Source organism: Streptomyces sp. NPDC050704, from assembly GCF_040654355.1.
Classification (GTDB): Bacteria; Actinomycetota; Actinomycetes; order Streptomycetales; family Streptomycetaceae; genus Streptomyces.
This window is the reverse complement of record NZ_JBFAHW010000177.1, coordinates 1-14,441: the sequence shown is the minus strand read 5'-3', so window position 1 is coordinate 14,441 and position 14,441 is coordinate 1. Positions and strand designations below refer to the sequence as shown.

The 14,441-nt window shown below is 70.2% G+C and carries 17 protein-coding genes; 12 read left to right on the top strand and 5 right to left on the bottom strand.

The window, feature by feature from the left end:
* Positions 1-178: 178 nt before the first annotated feature.
* Positions 179-1,621: a regulator gene (locus tag AB0I18_RS48635; RefSeq protein ID WP_363112272.1), complete on the bottom strand. Its 1,443-nt coding sequence runs from the start codon at positions 1,619-1,621 to the stop codon at positions 179-181.
* Positions 1,622-1,890: 269 nt separating this feature from the next.
* Here AB0I18_RS48635 and lipB point away from each other — a divergent pair, with 269 nt between their 5' ends.
* The 4 genes from lipB (at position 1,891) to AB0I18_RS48615 (ending at position 5,253) form a co-directional block, all read left to right on the top strand.
* Positions 1,891-2,688, top strand: a complete 798-nt coding sequence (gene lipB / locus AB0I18_RS48630) for a lipoyl(octanoyl) transferase LipB (protein ID WP_363112271.1) — start codon at positions 1,891-1,893, stop codon at positions 2,686-2,688.
* Between the two features lie 250 nt (positions 2,689-2,938).
* The gene (lipA, locus tag AB0I18_RS48625) at positions 2,939-3,904 is read left to right on the top strand and encodes a lipoyl synthase (RefSeq protein WP_363112270.1); all 966 of its coding nucleotides are present in this window, start codon (positions 2,939-2,941) and stop codon (positions 3,902-3,904) included.
* Positions 3,905-4,261: 357 nt separating this feature from the next.
* Positions 4,262-4,462, top strand: a complete 201-nt coding sequence (locus tag AB0I18_RS48620) for a hypothetical protein (RefSeq protein WP_363112269.1) — start codon at positions 4,262-4,264, stop codon at positions 4,460-4,462.
* A gap of 89 nt (positions 4,463-4,551) precedes the next feature.
* Positions 4,552-5,253: a DUF4191 domain-containing protein gene (locus AB0I18_RS48615; RefSeq protein ID WP_363112275.1), complete on the top strand. Its 702-nt coding sequence runs from the start codon at positions 4,552-4,554 to the stop codon at positions 5,251-5,253.
* Between the two features lie 74 nt (positions 5,254-5,327).
* Here the strand turns inward: AB0I18_RS48615 and AB0I18_RS48610 are convergent, their stop codons facing one another.
* Complete coding sequence (locus tag AB0I18_RS48610; RefSeq protein WP_363112268.1) at positions 5,328-5,795, bottom strand: RDD family protein; 468 nt, start codon at positions 5,793-5,795, stop codon at positions 5,328-5,330.
* Positions 5,796-5,994: 199 nt separating this feature from the next.
* Between AB0I18_RS48610 and glnA the strand changes: the two genes are divergently transcribed.
* The 3 genes from glnA (at position 5,995) to AB0I18_RS48595 (ending at position 9,100) form a co-directional block, all read left to right on the top strand.
* Complete coding sequence (gene glnA / locus AB0I18_RS48605) at positions 5,995-7,404, top strand: type I glutamate--ammonia ligase (protein ID WP_363112267.1); 1,410 nt, start codon at positions 5,995-5,997, stop codon at positions 7,402-7,404.
* 167 nt (positions 7,405-7,571) lie between these two features.
* Positions 7,572-8,507, top strand: a complete 936-nt coding sequence (gene htpX, locus AB0I18_RS48600) for a zinc metalloprotease HtpX (RefSeq protein ID WP_363112274.1) — start codon at positions 7,572-7,574, stop codon at positions 8,505-8,507.
* 5 nt (positions 8,508-8,512) lie between these two features.
* Complete coding sequence (locus AB0I18_RS48595) at positions 8,513-9,100, top strand: hypothetical protein (protein WP_363112273.1); 588 nt, start codon at positions 8,513-8,515, stop codon at positions 9,098-9,100.
* On the opposite strand, the gene AB0I18_RS48590 is transcribed toward AB0I18_RS48595, so the two are convergent.
* Positions 9,097-9,384, bottom strand: a complete 288-nt coding sequence (locus tag AB0I18_RS48590) for a hypothetical protein (RefSeq protein ID WP_363112266.1) — start codon at positions 9,382-9,384, stop codon at positions 9,097-9,099. The genes AB0I18_RS48595 and AB0I18_RS48590 overlap by 4 nt on opposite strands.
* 219 nt (positions 9,385-9,603) lie before the next feature.
* Between AB0I18_RS48590 and AB0I18_RS48585 the strand changes: the two genes are divergently transcribed.
* A complete protein-coding gene (locus AB0I18_RS48585; RefSeq protein WP_363112265.1) occupies positions 9,604-10,143 on the top strand; it encodes a DUF1269 domain-containing protein in 540 nt (179 codons plus the stop codon).
* Positions 10,144-10,201: 58 nt separating this feature from the next.
* Here AB0I18_RS48585 and AB0I18_RS48580 read toward each other — a convergent pair whose 3' ends face one another.
* The gene (locus AB0I18_RS48580) at positions 10,202-11,008 is read right to left on the bottom strand and encodes a GAF and ANTAR domain-containing protein (RefSeq protein ID WP_363112264.1); all 807 of its coding nucleotides are present in this window, start codon (positions 11,006-11,008) and stop codon (positions 10,202-10,204) included.
* A gap of 127 nt (positions 11,009-11,135) precedes the next feature.
* Between AB0I18_RS48580 and AB0I18_RS48575 the strand changes: the two genes are divergently transcribed.
* Positions 11,136-12,320 carry a winged helix DNA-binding domain-containing protein gene (locus AB0I18_RS48575; RefSeq protein ID WP_363112263.1) on the top strand — a complete coding sequence of 395 codons (1,185 nt, stop codon included), beginning with the start codon at positions 11,136-11,138 and terminating at the stop codon, positions 12,318-12,320.
* An 83-nt stretch (positions 12,321-12,403) separates the two neighbouring features.
* Here the strand turns inward: AB0I18_RS48575 and AB0I18_RS48570 are convergent, their stop codons facing one another.
* Positions 12,404-12,712, bottom strand: a complete 309-nt coding sequence (locus AB0I18_RS48570; RefSeq protein ID WP_363112262.1) for a hypothetical protein — start codon at positions 12,710-12,712, stop codon at positions 12,404-12,406.
* 165 nt (positions 12,713-12,877) lie between these two features.
* Here AB0I18_RS48570 and AB0I18_RS48565 point away from each other — a divergent pair, with 165 nt between their 5' ends.
* From AB0I18_RS48565 to AB0I18_RS48555, 3 genes are all read left to right on the top strand, one after another.
* On the top strand, positions 12,878-13,237 hold the full coding sequence (locus AB0I18_RS48565; protein ID WP_363112261.1) for an arsenate reductase family protein: 360 nt from the start codon (positions 12,878-12,880) through the stop codon (positions 13,235-13,237).
* A gap of 80 nt (positions 13,238-13,317) precedes the next feature.
* Positions 13,318-13,602, top strand: a complete 285-nt coding sequence (locus tag AB0I18_RS48560) for a hypothetical protein (RefSeq protein ID WP_363112260.1) — start codon at positions 13,318-13,320, stop codon at positions 13,600-13,602.
* Positions 13,603-13,682: 80 nt separating this feature from the next.
* The gene (locus AB0I18_RS48555; RefSeq protein WP_363112259.1) at positions 13,683-14,339 is read left to right on the top strand and encodes a hypothetical protein; all 657 of its coding nucleotides are present in this window, start codon (positions 13,683-13,685) and stop codon (positions 14,337-14,339) included.
* Positions 14,340-14,441 lie beyond the last annotated feature (102 nt).

Here is a 14,441-nt window from a genome sequence, read left to right as displayed (position 1 = left end):
CAGAGCGCCGAGTCGCGGGCTGGAGATCCGCACGATGTCGCCGTACTCGTGGGTGAAGCCCGCGCCGGGTGCCTGTCGGTCCTCGGTGGGGGCGAGACACATGCGGCTCCGCCGCCCGGGCGCGGCCGGCCACGGACGGCCCGGAGCCCGAATACCGCCCTCCCCGCGGAGCGAGCCGTCAGCCAAGAGCCGCGACCTTGTCGCGATACCCCCGCACCGGCGCCGCGTCCCGGTACGGTTCCAGCCGTCGCTCGAAGTCGCGTACGTACTCCAGGGCCCGCACCGACCGCATCTCCCCGGCCTGGGCCGCCGCCTCCGCGCCCAGCTGGCAGGCCTGGTCGAGTTCGCCGAGGCCCAGGCGGGCGGTGGCGAGGACGACGCGGCAGAAGAGGCGACTGCGGGCGTAGCCGGGCGCGCGCAGCTGGAGTGAGCGTTCCGCGTGCTGGGCGGCGGCCCGGTACTGCTGGAGGTCGCGGTGGCAGTGCGCGAACTCGTCGGCGAGCTGCGCCTCGTCGAAGAAGCGCGCCCAGTGCGGGACCTCGTCGCCGGGCCTGGCCGCCTCCAGGGCCCGCTCGGCCCGCACCAGCGAGGCCGTGCACGCCCGCACCTCGCTCAGCACTCCGTGCCCGCGCGCCTCGACCGCGTACAGCAGCGCCTGCACGACCGGCGGCGCGGCCGAGCCGACACCCTGTTGGGCGACCCGCGCCAGCTGCACCGCCTCCCGGCCGTGCCCCAGATAGACGGCTTGCCGACTCATCGTCACGAGCACGTAGGAGCCGTACGCCCGGTCCCCCGCCGCCTGCGAGAGCCGGAGCGCCTGCACGAAGTACCGCTGGGCCAGGCCGTGCGCGGCGATGTCGTACGACGTCCAGCCGGCCAGGCGGGTGAGGTCGGCCGCGGCCGCGAACAGCCGGCGCCCGGTCTGCTCGCCGTACGTGCCGCGCAGCATGGGCTCGGCCTCGTGCTCCAGATAGCGCACCAGGGCCTGCCGGGCGTGTCCGCCGCCGTAGGCGTGGTCGAGCGCCCGGAACAGCTCACCGACCGAGCGCAGCGCCGCGATGTCGCCCTGGGTCACCCGCTGCCCGGGCCCGCGCTCGGTCTGCGTGCGCTGCCGGGGAACGGCCGGCGGGCGGCCCTGTACGGGCACGCGCACGGTCGCGGGGTCGCCGCGGCTCACCCGGTCGTCGGCGCGTCCGATCAGCCAGTCCCGGCTGGGCACGACGAGTCCCGCCGGGGTGAACGCGATCTTGCGCAGCTCCGCATGGCTCCCGGAGTCCTTGCGCCACAGGCCGCCGACGATGTCGATGGCCTCCTCGGGTGTGGCGGCGAACTCCAGACCGGCGTAGACCGGGGCGCACGCGTCGAGGCCGAGGTCCTGTGCGGTGAGCCGGCGGCCCAGGCGGCGGGTGAAGACCTCGGCGATCAGCGCGGGTGTGGTGCCCCGGGGCTGCTGGCCGCGCAGCCAGCGGGTCACCGATGTCTTGTCGTATCTGAGATCGAGCCCGTGTTCGAGGCCGAGCTGGTCCACTCGGCGGGCGAGTCCCGCGTTGGAGAACCCCGCTTCTGCGATAAGCGCGGCGAGCTGACGATTGGGGGTGCGCTGCGCGGGTCGTTCCGTCATCTGCGGTGCGAACTCCTGCCTTCCGTGCTGGGGACCTGTCAGGACAGGCCCGGGCGAGGTCGGCCGCCTTGCCTTGAGCAGCCCTTATTGGCCTCGTGAACGGCGCGAATGTAGCGCTCCGTAAGCAAGCGATCGCACACTTCGACACGCATTCATCCGATCGTGTGAGGATTGACCCCACGGCTGACGGGCATCGGCCGGACGTACAGTGGCAGGGGCACGTTGCGTGCCTTATGAATGCATCCAGTGCTTCCAGGGAGGCGCTTGCCGTGAGTGAGTTGCGGTTCGTCCGGATGGGTTTCGGTGCGGACGCCGTCGAGTACCAGGAGGCCTGGGACGAGCAGCGCCGCGTGCACGCGGCCCGCTTCCAGGACGAGATCCCCGACACCTGTCTGCTCCTGGAGCACCAGCCCGTCTACACGGCGGGCCGGCGTACGGCGGACAACGAGCGCCCCCTCGACGGCACCCCCGTCGTCGACGTGGACCGCGGCGGCAAGATCACCTGGCACGGCCCGGGCCAGCTCGTGGGCTACCCGATCCAGAAGCTGCCCCGCCCGGTCGACGTCATCGCCCACCTCCGCCGTCTCGAAGAGGCGATGATCGGCGTCTGTGCGGAGTTCGGCATCGAGACGAGCCGGGTGGAGGGCCGGGCGGGCGTCTGGGTCCTCGGTGACCCGGTGTCGCAGCGTCCCTCGCTCGGCGGCCTCGCCCTCGATCTCGACCCGCGGCTGACCGACGACGAGTTCGACCCGCGGCTCGACGGGCCCGAGTACGCGCCCTCCAACGCGGGGCAGCGTCGCGAGGACCGCAAGATCTGCGCCGTGGGCATCCGGGTCGCCAAGGGCGTCACCATGCACGGCTTCGCCCTGAACGTGAACCCGGACACATCCTCCTTCGACAAGATCATCCCGTGCGGAATCCGTGACGCGGGGGTCACGTCGCTCGCCTACGAGCTGGGCCGCCCCGTCACCATCGCGGAGGTCCTGCCCGTGGTGGAGCGGCATCTGGGGGATGTGCTGGGGAATGCGGAGCTGAGGCCACGAGAGATCGAACGGGCCACGGCCTAGGGCAGGGGCGCAGCCCCGCCCTCCAGGGGCGCGGGGAACTGCGCGACCAGCCACAGCGGACCCGCACCCGACAACTCACCCCACGGGGTCTGGGGCGGAGCCCCAGAAGGACGGGACGGGTAAGGGCGGCGGGGGCGAGGAAACCCCAGGGAATGCACCCCCGTTCCCGAAGGTTGCCCACCACGGGGACCGAGAACCGCACGGGCGTACCCTGGTGTACGCCGAAGAATCGAAGCTACAGGGAGCCGATGTGTCCGCAGTCGCACCCGACGGACGCAAGATGCTGCGCCTGGAGGTCCGGAACGCCCAGACCCCCATCGAGCGCAAGCCCGAGTGGATCAAGACCCGGGCGAAAATGGGTCCCGAATACACCAAGATGCAGAACCTCGTGAAGAGCGAGGGCCTGCACACGGTCTGCCAGGAGGCGGGCTGTCCCAACATCTACGAGTGCTGGGAAGACCGCGAGGCCACGTTCCTCATCGGCGGCGACCAGTGCACGAGGCGCTGCGACTTCTGCCAGATCGACACCGGCAAGCCCGAGGCGCTGGACCGCGACGAGCCGCGCCGCGTGGGCGAGTCCGTCGTCACGATGGACCTGAACTACGCGACGATCACGGGTGTCGCGCGCGACGACCTCGAAGACGGCGGCGCCTGGCTGTACGCGGAGACGGTCCGCCAGATCCACGCGCAGACCGCCGCCCGCGAGTCCGGCCGCACCAAGGTCGAACTCCTCGCCCCCGACTTCAACGCCGAGCCGGACCAGCTGGCCGAGGTCTTCTCCTCGCGCCCCGAGGTCTTCGCGCACAACGTCGAGACGGTCCCCCGGATCTTCAAGCGCATCCGCCCGGGCTTCCGCTACGAGCGCTCGCTGAAGGTCATCACCGAGGCCCGCGACTACGGCCTGGTCACGAAGTCGAACCTGATCCTCGGCATGGGCGAGACCCGCGAAGAGGTCAGCGAGGCGCTCCGGCAGCTGCACGACGCGGGCTGCGAGCTGATCACCATCACGCAGTACCTGCGGCCGACCGTGCGCCACCACCCCGTGGAGCGCTGGGTCAAGCCGCACGAGTTCGTGGAGCTGAAGGACGAGGCCGAGCAGATCGGCTTCTCCGGCGTCATGTCGGGCCCGCTGGTCCGCTCCTCGTACCGCGCCGGACGCCTCTACCAGATGGCGATCGAGAAGCGGGGCGCGTACGTCGCCTCGCAGGCCGTCTGACGCTGCCTGAAACGGCCCGAGGCGGCCCGACACGGAGTTCGGCGTGAAGTCGTACTCCGTGCCGCGCGCACGAATCCGTACAAGCGCGCGTGACGTGCGCGATGGCACGCAGTGCCACAGGCGTGTGAATCTGAGCACAAGAAACTACCGGCGAGTAATGGCCAATACGACGCGGTCCTGACCGTCCCCGCAGCTGGGGGCCACCATCAGGGCCGCGTCAGTGTTTCGAGCCTGCATATCAAGGTTTCACTGGCGTTTGACCGGTCGGTCACGCCCTGGTAACACCATTCAGTGACAGTGCTCTTACGCCAGGTACATCCCTAGCCAGAGCCGCCATCCCGAGGGGGGACCTCCACAATGCAGGCCACGCCCGTACGCGCCACAGCGATTCCGTCCTTCACCGATGCACTCCGTGCCGTCGAGTCCCTGCTCATGAGCAACGGCCAGCGCACCGCCCGCCGCAACGCCTGGACCTCCGTCCTGGAGGACCGCCGCCGCGCCAAGGACCGGGTCGAGGCGCAGCGCGTACTGGAGCAGTCGCTCACCACTCGCTCCTGAGCCGACGAAGGCCGGTGGCAGGGCCCGTGGTGAAGGCCGACCCGGCACCGCCGTCGTCGGCGCTTCCCGCGACACGTAGACTTCACGGCATGGCGAGGAAGGAACCCGCAGCGGACGCTGCGAACCCCGGGCGGCTCAAGCAGATCGCCCTGACTTACAAGATGACCCGCAAGGCCGACTCAAAAATCGGTCTTGTACTCGCGGCTGTCGGAATCGTCACCCTCGGTGTCTTCCTCGCGATCGGCTTCTGGATCGGTCACCCGATCTATCTCGGCATTCTCGGCCTTCTGTTCGCCTTCCTCGCGACGGCGATCGTCTTCGGACGCCGGGCCGAGCGGGCGGCCTTCGGTCAGATGGAGGGCCAGCCGGGCGCGGCGGCGGCGGTGCTCGACAACATGAAGCGCGGCTGGACGACGACACCGGCGGTGGCGATGAACCGCAGCCAGGACGTGGTGCACCGGGCTGTCGGCAAGCCGGGCATCGTGCTGATCGCGGAGGGCAACCCGAACCGGGTGAAGAGCCTGCTGGCCGCCGAGAAGAAGAAGATGGCCCGCATCGTCGCGGACGTGCCGGTGCACGACATTCTCGTCGGCACGGGTGAGGGCCAGGTGGAGCTCAAGAAGCTCCGCACGACGATGCTGAAGCTGCCGCGGGTCCTGAGTGGTCCTCAGGTCACCGCGACGAACGATCGGCTGCGGGCGCTGGGTGACCTGATGAGCAACATGCCGCTTCCCAAGGGGCCGATGCCCAAGGGGATGCGGATGCCTCGCGGCGGCCCCAAAATGCGCTGACCCGAATCCTGTACGTGGAAGGGGGCGCCCGGATCACTCCGGGCGCCCCCTTCCACGTATCGAAGTTCGGCCGGTCAGATCCTGACCTCGACCGTGCGGGCCAGGCGGTCGTGGAGGCCTCGGCCGTCGCGGTCCCAGATGAGGGCCGGGAGGGCTACGCACAGGAGGGCCGTGCGCAGGAGGGCGCGGAGGGGGTTGACGGTGCCGGTGTCCAGGGCCAGCACTCGGAGGCCGAACAGGCGCTTGCCCGGGGTGGAGCCGATCGTGCCGACGGTCAGGACGCCCAGCGCGAAGAAGATGAGCAGTGCCCAGTTTCCGGTCGCCTGGCCGTAGCCGTCAGTGATCAGGCCGTATGCGATCAAGAGGCACAGGCCCCAGTCGACGGCGAGGGCGCCGAGGCGCCGGCCGGGGCGGGCGATCGACCCGGGGCCCGACTCGGGCAGGCCCAGCTGCTCGCCGCGGTATCCGAAGTCGACACCGGCCTCCTCCGCGGCCGCGCGGGGTCCGGAGAGCCACGATCCGATTGCATGCCTGTTGTCCACCCGTCCACGGTACTGCGCGCGTTTTGGTATACGGACAGGAGGGGCTCTTCGAGCAGGGGTCGGTTAACTTGGGCGAAACAAATGGGTCACGCTTGAGAAATCACCCGTCCCTAAAGTCGGGCTCAGCGTGTGCCACCGCACTGGCCGCACGAACGAACTACCACCCCGGTCGGACATGGTCGGGAGTAGGAGGAGCTGGATGTTCCAGAACGCCGACGAGGCCAAGAAGTTCATCGCGGATAAGGACGTCAAGTTCGTCGACGTCCGCTTCTGCGACCTGCCTGGCGTGATGCAGCACTTCACGGTGCCGGCAGAGGCCTTCGACCCGACCGAGGAACTGGCCTTCGACGGCTCCTCGATCCGCGGCTTCCAGGCCATCCACGAGTCCGACATGGCGCTCCGCGCCGACCTGTCCACCGCGCGTGTCGACCCGTTCCGCAAGGACAAGACGGTCAACATCAACTTCTTCATCCACGACCCGATCACGGGCGAGCAGTACTCCCGTGACCCGCGCAACGTGGCGAAGAAGGCCGAGGCGTACCTCGCGTCGACCGGCATCGCCGACACCGCGTACTTCGGCCCCGAGGCCGAGTTCTACGTCTTCGACAGCGTGCGTTTCGAGACCAAGTCGAACGAGTCCTTCTACCACATCGACTCCGAGGCGGGCGCCTGGAACACCGGTGCGCTGGAGGACAACCGCGGCTACAAGGTCCGCTACAAGGGCGGTTACTTCCCGACCCCGCCGGTCGACCACTTCGCCGACCTGCGTGCCGAGATCTCCCTGGAGCTGGGCAGGTCCGGTCTCCAGGTCGAGCGCCAGCACCACGAGGTGGGCACCGCAGGACAGGCCGAGATCAACTACAAGTTCAACACGCTGCTCGCCGCGGCCGACGACCTCCAGCTCTTCAAGTACATCGTGAAGAACGTCGCCTGGCGCAACGGCAAGACCGCGACCTTCATGCCGAAGCCGATCTTCGGTGACAACGGCTCGGGCATGCACATCCACTCGTCGCTCTGGGCCAACGGCGACCCGCTGTTCTACGACGAGGCCGGTTACGCGGGCCTGTCGGACACCGCCCGCTTCTACATCGGCGGCATCCTCAAGCACGCCCCGTCGCTGCTGGCCTTCACCAACCCGACGGTGAACTCGTACCACCGCCTGGTGCCCGGCTTCGAGGCCCCGGTCAACCTGGTCTACTCGCAGCGCAACCGCTCCGCGGCCATGCGCATCCCGATCACGGGCTCGAACCCGAAGGCCAAGCGCGTCGAGTTCCGTGCCCCGGACTCCTCCGGCAACCCGTACCTCGCCTTCTCGGCGCTGCTGCTGGCCGGCCTCGACGGCATCAAGAACAAGATCGAGCCGGCCGAGCCGATCGACAAGGACCTCTACGAGCTGGCTCCCGAGGAGCACGCGGGCGTCGCGCAGGTCCCGACCTCGCTCCCGGCCGTCCTCGACCGCCTTGAGGCCGACCACGAGTTCCTGCTCGCGGGCGACGTCTTCACGTCCGACCTGATCGAGACGTGGATCGACTTCAAGCGCACGAACGAGATCGCTCCGCTGCAGCTGCGTCCGCACCCGCACGAGTTCGAGCTCTACTACGACGTGTGACCGACAGGTAGGCAGTCAGTCCTACGGGAGCCTCGCCACCCTCACGGGTACTGGCGGGGCTCCCGTGTTTTTGCCGGTTGCGGGGCCGATCGGTACCTCTTCATGGAAATGCCCAGGTGCACACTGGAATCGGGGTGAATGCCCCGTTGAAGGTGTGGGTGATCGTGATGAAGAGCCGCTTCCAGGCCGATCGACGGCTGACCGTGCGGATGGGGGTCACGCTGTTCCTGCTCGGGCTGCTGTACGTGGTGTTCGTGGCCGTGTTGATCGTGCTGCTGAAGTCCTGGGTGCTGGTCGTGGTGATCGCGGCGGCGCTGCTCGGCGCCCAGTACTGGTTCTCGGACCGGATCGCGCTGTACGCGATGCACGGGCGGGTCGTCGAGCGCGAGGAGTATCCGCAGCTGCACGGGGTGATCGACCGGCTGTGCGCGACCGCGGACATGCCGAAGCCCGTGGTCGCCGTGGCCGACATGGAGATGCCGAACGCGTTCGCGACCGGACGCAACCCCGACAACGCCGTCGTCTGTGTGACCACCGGGCTGCTGCGGCGGCTGGAGCCGGCGGAGCTGGAGGGCGTGCTCGCGCACGAGCTGTCGCATGTGGCGCACAAGGATGTCGCGGTGATCACCATCGCCTCGTTCCTCGGGGTGATCGCCGGACTCGTCGTGCGGTTCGCCTTCTACTCGCAGCTGTTCGGCGGCGGGCGGCGGGACCAGAACACCGCCGTGGTGTTCTCGGCGGTGATGGGCGTCTCCGCAGCCGTGTACATGATCAGCTTCCTGCTCATCCGGGCGCTGTGCCGGTACCGGGAGCTGGCCGCGGACCGGGCGGCGGCGCTGCTCACCGGGCGGCCCTCGGCGCTGGCCTCCGCGCTCGCCAAGGTATCGGGGGACATCGCCCGGATCCCGACGAAGGACCTGCGGACGGCGCAGGCCTTCAACGCCTTCTACTTCACGCCCGCGCTGGGCGCCCACCCGGGTCCGGCCCGGCTCCTGTCGACCCACCCCAGCCTGGAGCAGCGCCTCGATCAACTGGCGCGGATCTCCGGCGAGCTGGGCGAGGCGGCGGCTCCCGGGACTCCCGGGACTCCCGGGAAGGCATGAGCGGCATGGGGCTGCTGGACATCCTCCTGGGGCGCACCAAGCCCGTCGCCCCCGACCTCGACCGGCTCTTCGGGCTGCCGTCGGCCGCCGTGACCCTGGAGGCGGCGGCCGGGTTCACCCCCACCGGGCACGGCTCGGTGTGCTTCGCGAGCGTCGAGGGGGCCGCCTTCGACGACGTACGACAGGAAGTGCGGGCGCTGCTCGACGCGGACTCGGAGCGCACCGGGCCGCCGGTGGAGGTGAGCCGGGACGACTACGGGTACACCTGGCTGGTGTCGCGGCGGGGACCGGACGAGCTGCCCGCGCTCGTCGGTGATCTGCACGCCGTGAACAGCGCGCTGGAGGGCAGTGGCTTCGGACCGCAGCTGCTGTGCTCGGCGGTCGGTTTCCGCGACGGCGAGGGGCGGCGGCTCGGGCTCGTCTACCTCTACAAGCGCGGGACCTTCTACCCGTTCGCGCCGCTGCCCGAGGGCGGCGAGCGGCGCGACAACGCGCTGGAGTTGCAGGTCAGGGCGGTACTCGGGAACGACCTGCGAGTGGAGCAGGACCTGGGCCGGTGGTTCCCCGTCTGGGGCGCACCGGGCCTGGGCTAACTGCCCTTACGCCGGGCCATCCAGGGGCGTTCACGGCGGTAGCGGCGCTCCCACCTGGCCTGCTGGTCGCGGCGCCGGCGGTACGCACTGTAGCTGGTGTCCATCCGCGACCCCGAGCCGGAAGAGCCCGAGGGGCCGCCCTTCGACGAGCCCGGGGAGCCCTGGCCGGTGCGGCCGTAGCGCACGTGCAGGTAGACCAGGGCGACCGCGGCGAGCCACCAGACGGGGTTGCTGAAACCTAGGACGACCAGAGCGAGGATCGCCAATATGACCAAGGTACCCATGCTGGGTCTCCTTGTGCGTGAGTGGTGGGACCTTGAGATGTCCGACGCGGTGCCAGGTATGTGCACCGGCCCGTCGGTGGGTTGAGAGTAGCCCTCAGGATGCCGGGTGATGCCTGCCCGGTGGAAACGAATAATGGCCGGGTCCGAGTGCGAGGGCCCACGGCACACCCTAGAGTCGAAAAAAATCAGCACAAAAATCGACATATGAGGTGTACCGGGATGAGCAATCTGTTCGTTGTCGCCTACGACGACCTCGCCACCGCCAATCAGGTACGCGACAAGCTGTTCGCGCTCTCCAAGGAGCATTTGGTCGAGCTGGAGGACGCGGTGGTCGTCGAGCGGCGCGACGACGGAGAGATCAAGCTGCACCAGGCGGTCAACCACACCGCCGTGGGCGCGGCCGGGGGTGCGCTGTGGGGCGGGGTGATCGGGCTGCTCTTCCTCGCGCCGCTGCTCGGTGCGGCGGTGGGCGCGGCGGCCGGTGCGGCCGGCGGCGCGGTCACGGACACCGGCATCAACGACGACTTCATGAAGGAGCTCAGCCGGAATCTGCGACCGGGTGCGGCCGCGGTCTTCGCGCTGGTCAAGCGCGCGGCCGAGGACAAGGTGATCCCTCAACTCGCGCAGTACGGCGGCCAATTGGTGCAGACCTCGCTGAACCAGGCGGAGGAGGACGCGCTGCGTGAGGCGATCGCCGCGGCACGGGCTCCGAAGGAGTCGAAGAAGCCGCACGAGTCGGCGGCGCCGCAGGGCTCCTAGCGGCCAGAGTTCGGGGCTTCCAGCGACCAGAGGCCGGGGCTCCTGGCGGCCCGGAGCGCTACTCCGGCTCGATACGCAGCCCGTCCTCGACCACCTCGCGGGCCACCTCCGGGAGGCGGCGGCGGTGGGAGCGGGCGTGGGCGCGCAGGACCGTGAAGGCGGCGTCGACCGGGAGCGAGAGGCGGGCGGCGAGCACACCCTTGGCCTGTTCGATGACGATGCGGCTGGTCAGGGCCTGGCCCAGCTGGTCGGCGAGGGCCCGGCTCTCACGTACCTCGCGGTCGCGGGCCAGGACGACGCCTGCGATGTCCGCGAGTGACCGGCCGAGGGTGAGTACGTCGTCGGTGAGCGGGGTCGTCCCGGAGGTGAAGAGGACGAGGGCACCGAACACATCGGTGTCCCCGTCGGTGTCGACGGCGGTGTCCTCGGTGGGGCCGAGGAGGGGCAGGGCGGCGGTGCGCCGGTAGCCGAGGTCCAGCGCGCGGGCCGTGTAGCGCGGCCACCGCTGCCGGGCCCGGTCACCGTCGAGCGCGGTGTCCGGTACGCGTTCGCCGGAGCGGTGGCACTCGTGGGCCGGCCCCTCGGCCCACTCCACGGCCTGTCGCTCCAGCCGCGATAACTCTCCCTCGGATACGGTCAGTTGCGGAGCGTCCCGCTCGTCGGGGACGTACAGGACGGTCGCGGCGCAGAGGCCAAGCAGCCGTGTGCTGTGGGCCGCGAGCCTCGCGAAGAGACCGGACGGATCGGCGGGGTCGGTGACGGCGCTTCCGGCGAGTTCGACGAACACCTGCGCCACGCGCTGCTCCGGAGTGGGTGTCGCTGTGGACGTCGGTGCGGATGTCGGTGTGGAGGTCGGCCCGGCCATGGGTCCCCTTTCGTTCAGTCGAACCTCAGTTCGTTAGGCACGATAGCCTGACGCTCGCCTGGAGTTGCTCCCCTTCAGGACAGCGGACCAGGCCGGTGGACCGGGACGACGGCGGAGGCGTGGCGGCGTGAGTGAACAACGGCGGTACATCGGGGTGGCCGAGCGGCGGGCCCGGCTCGGGGTCGGGCAGCGGCTGGCGGTAACCGCGCGGGCGGCCACGCCGGAGGAGGTCGGGGCCTCGCTGGTCGCGCTGCACGGGACGGATCCCGCAACCGTGTTCCTCGGCGTCGGGGCGCGGCTCGTGGACGCGTCGAAGACCGTGGCGGAACTTGAGCGGGCCCTGTACGAGGACGGCACGCTGGTGCGGATGCACGGCATGCGGCACACCGTCTTCGTGTTTCCCACCGAACTCGTCGCCGTGGTGCACGCGTCCACCGGGATCGCCTTCGCCGCGCGGCAACGGGCCTCGCTGATCAAGAACATGGCGAAGGCGGGGGCGCCGGACGCGGAGTGGCTCGCGGAGGTGGAGACCTCGGCGTTGGCCGCCCTGGCCCGGCGGGGGCAGGCGACCGCGGCCGAACTGGCGCGGGACGAGCCGCGGTTGAGGGAGCAATACGTCTACGCGGCGGGGAAGAGTTACGAGGGCGTGCACACCGTTTCGTCACAGTTGTTGCGGGTGCTGGGGGTCGAGGGGCGGGTGGTGCGCGGGCGGCCGTTGGGGTCGTGGACGTCCACGCAGTTCCGGTGGGCGATCGCTCCTCCGTACCCCGAGCTGCCGGTCGCCGGGGCTCAGGCCGAGCTGGTGCGGCGCTGGCTCGCCGCCTGCGGGCCGGCCACGGAAGCCGATCTGAAGTGGTGGACGGGGTGGAAGGTCACCGAGGTGCGGGCCGCGCTGACCGCGGTGGGGGCGGTGGCCGTGTCGGTCGACGAGGGCGTGGGGTACGTGCTCGCCGACTCGGTGGAACCCGTCGGGGCCGGTGAGCCGTGGGCGGCGCTGCTACCCGCTCTGGATCCGACGGCCATGGGCTGGCAGGACCGGGACTGGTACTGCGCACCAAAGGCGCGGCCCGCCCTCTTCGACCGCAGCGGGAACATCGGGCCGACGGTGTGGTGGAACGGCCGGATCGTCGGGGGCTGGGCCCAGCGCCCCGACGGCGAACTCGTGTGGCGGCTGCTGGACACCGAGGGGGTCGGTCAGGAGGCGCGGGCGGCCATCGAGACGGAGGCCGCGCGTCTGACCGCCTGGCTGGCCCCGACCCGGGTCACCCCGCGCTTCCGGACGCCGCTGGAGCGGGAGTTGGCGTCCGGGTAGGCGTGTCCGGGTGGGTGTCCGCGGGTGCCGGACACCCGTGCGCCGCCTGTCCCCCGGGAACAGGCGGCGCACTCCGCGTGGGCTCAGCGCGCGTACCTCATCAGTGCCCGGACCATGTGGCACGTCGTGTCGGACGGCGGGTGGACGCCGATGAGTTCGGCCGTGCGGTGGATCGTCTCGTTGCGGGCCTGGTTGGGTACGTAGACGCCGGAGTCGAGCAGGGCGATGGCGAGCCGCATCGCCTTCAGGCGGCGGTTGTGCGTGATGTACCAGTCGCGTGGACGACCCGGCGGCAGCGGGCGCTTCTCGACGGGCTCGTACGGCCGGTCGAGCGGAACGGCCCTCTTCGACGTGGACTGGGTGGGCAGCGGCATGAGTGCGGCAGCGGGCACAGGCATCCTCCTGTCGCGGTCAGGGAACCGTCCGGCGTCTCCGGCGGCACCCTCGAACACTGCTTCTATTCTACTGCGGCCCACTGACAATCGCCCCTGGCCAGAAGGGCTTTGGGCGGTGCCGTGACCAGTGAGCGGCACGGTGTTTCGCGTACCTTGTGCGGCATGGAGATCTGGATCAATCCGGCCTGTTCGAAGTGCCGCAGTGCCATCAAGGTGCTGGATGAGGAGGGTGTGGCGTACACCGTGCGCCGGTACCTGGAGGACGTGCCGAGTGAGGGTGAGATCCGGGACGTCCTGGAGCGGCTGGGGCTTGAGCCGTGGGACATCACCCGGACCCAGGAGGCCGTGGCGAAGGAACTGGGGATGAAGGAGTGGGCCCGGGACGCCGGTTCGCGGGAGCGGTGGATCAAGGCGCTGGCCGAGCATCCCCGGCTCATCCAGCGGCCCATCATCACCGCGGAGGACGGAACCGCCGTCGTGGCGCGTACGGACGAGGCCGTGCGGGATGCCATGGGGCGCTGATCCCGCCCATCTGTACTACCAGTTGACGATTTGTCGGGAGACGGGACCGAGGGCCTCCTCCACTGTTACTCTCCGCCGCCATGAGCTTCGGTGATCAAGGAATGCCGCACAGGCCGCCCGACCCCTACGCCCAGTGGGTGGCCGAGCGGGAGCGGCTGCGCAGAAGACGGCGGACCCGGCTGGTGGCCGGGAGCGCGGTGGGAGTCGCCCTCGTCGCGGCCGTCGCGGCCGGAGTCGTGCTCTACGCGGACAGCGGCGGACCCGGCCGCGCCTCCGACCCCGGCAAACCCGTTCCGTCCGTGGTCATCGCGTCGCCGTTCACTCAACTCCCGTGTGATCTACGTCACTTGAGTGACTCGTGTTAACCACTGAGTAACCCCGTTCGATATCTCGTACATAGCGGCGGACGGCCGCCGACCGGGGCGGCCGGGGACAGGAGCCGCGCATGTCACGCAGAAGAACCCTCGGCCCGAAGAAGAAGCTCGCGCTGCTGGTGAGCGCCGCGGCGGTGGCCGGCGGAGGGGCCTTCGCCCTGGCCGCCACGTCGAACGCGGCGCCCGTGGAGCAGTCCTCGGTCGTCTGCGACGGACTGGCCACCGCGCTCGGGAACAACGAGACGTTCATCGAGGGTCAGCGCGCCGCCCCGGACGCGCAGTCGGCGGCGCGGATCGCCAACCGGGAGGCCGTGATCGCCCAGATCAAGGTGCAGCAGGAGGCCTCCGGATGCGCGGTCGGGGACTCGGATTCGGGAGCGGATTCGGAAGCAGGGGCAGAGGCTGGGGCAGGGGCGGAGGCAGGGACGCCTCAGGAGTCGCCCGTCGAGGGAGCCGGCGGCGATGCCCCGGTCGCCGGCGGTGAGCAGGTCTGCACCGGTTCCACCGTCACCCTCTCCGGCGAGGCGGGCGCCCCGGCCGCGTCCAGCAACCAGTTCCCGGCCGGTACGAAGCTGAAGGTCACCAACCTCGACAACGACAAGTCCACGACCGTGGAGGTCACCTCGACCTCCGGCAGCTGCGCGCTGCTCAACGACGCGGCGTTCGAGCAGGTCCGCGAACCCGGGAAGTTCCTGATCCGCAACGCCCGTATCGAAAAGGTGGGCTGACCGGCCTCACCGCCCGCGCGGCCATACGTACGGCGCGTGGCGCGGGGCCGGCTCCGGACCTGGTGTCACGGCGTGCGCGGCTCCGCCGAGAAGGCCGGCTGG

Bases quoted from the DNA above. Each gene is read 5' to 3' on its own strand.
- AB0I18_RS48635 (WP_363112272.1), bottom strand. From the start codon at position 1,621: ATGACGGAACGACCCGCGCAGCGCACCCCCAATCGTCAGCTCGCCGCG.
- AB0I18_RS48620 (WP_363112269.1), top strand. From the start codon at position 4,262: ATGCAGGCCACGCCCGTACGCGCCACAGCGATTCCGTCCTTCACCGAT.
- AB0I18_RS48615 (WP_363112275.1), top strand. From the start codon at position 4,552: ATGGCGAGGAAGGAACCCGCAGCGGACGCTGCGAACCCCGGGCGGCTC.
- glnA (WP_363112267.1), top strand. From the start codon at position 5,995: ATGTTCCAGAACGCCGACGAGGCCAAGAAGTTCATCGCGGATAAGGAC.
- htpX (WP_363112274.1), top strand. From the start codon at position 7,572: ATGAAGAGCCGCTTCCAGGCCGATCGACGGCTGACCGTGCGGATGGGG.
- AB0I18_RS48595 (WP_363112273.1), top strand. From the start codon at position 8,513: ATGGGGCTGCTGGACATCCTCCTGGGGCGCACCAAGCCCGTCGCCCCC.
- AB0I18_RS48590 (WP_363112266.1), bottom strand. From the start codon at position 9,384: ATGGGTACCTTGGTCATATTGGCGATCCTCGCTCTGGTCGTCCTAGGT.
- AB0I18_RS48585 (WP_363112265.1), top strand. From the start codon at position 9,604: ATGAGCAATCTGTTCGTTGTCGCCTACGACGACCTCGCCACCGCCAAT.
- AB0I18_RS48580 (WP_363112264.1), bottom strand. From the start codon at position 11,008: ATGGCCGGGCCGACCTCCACACCGACATCCGCACCGACGTCCACAGCG.
- AB0I18_RS48565 (WP_363112261.1), top strand. From the start codon at position 12,878: ATGGAGATCTGGATCAATCCGGCCTGTTCGAAGTGCCGCAGTGCCATC.
- AB0I18_RS48560 (WP_363112260.1), top strand. From the start codon at position 13,318: ATGAGCTTCGGTGATCAAGGAATGCCGCACAGGCCGCCCGACCCCTAC.
- AB0I18_RS48555 (WP_363112259.1), top strand. From the start codon at position 13,683: ATGTCACGCAGAAGAACCCTCGGCCCGAAGAAGAAGCTCGCGCTGCTG.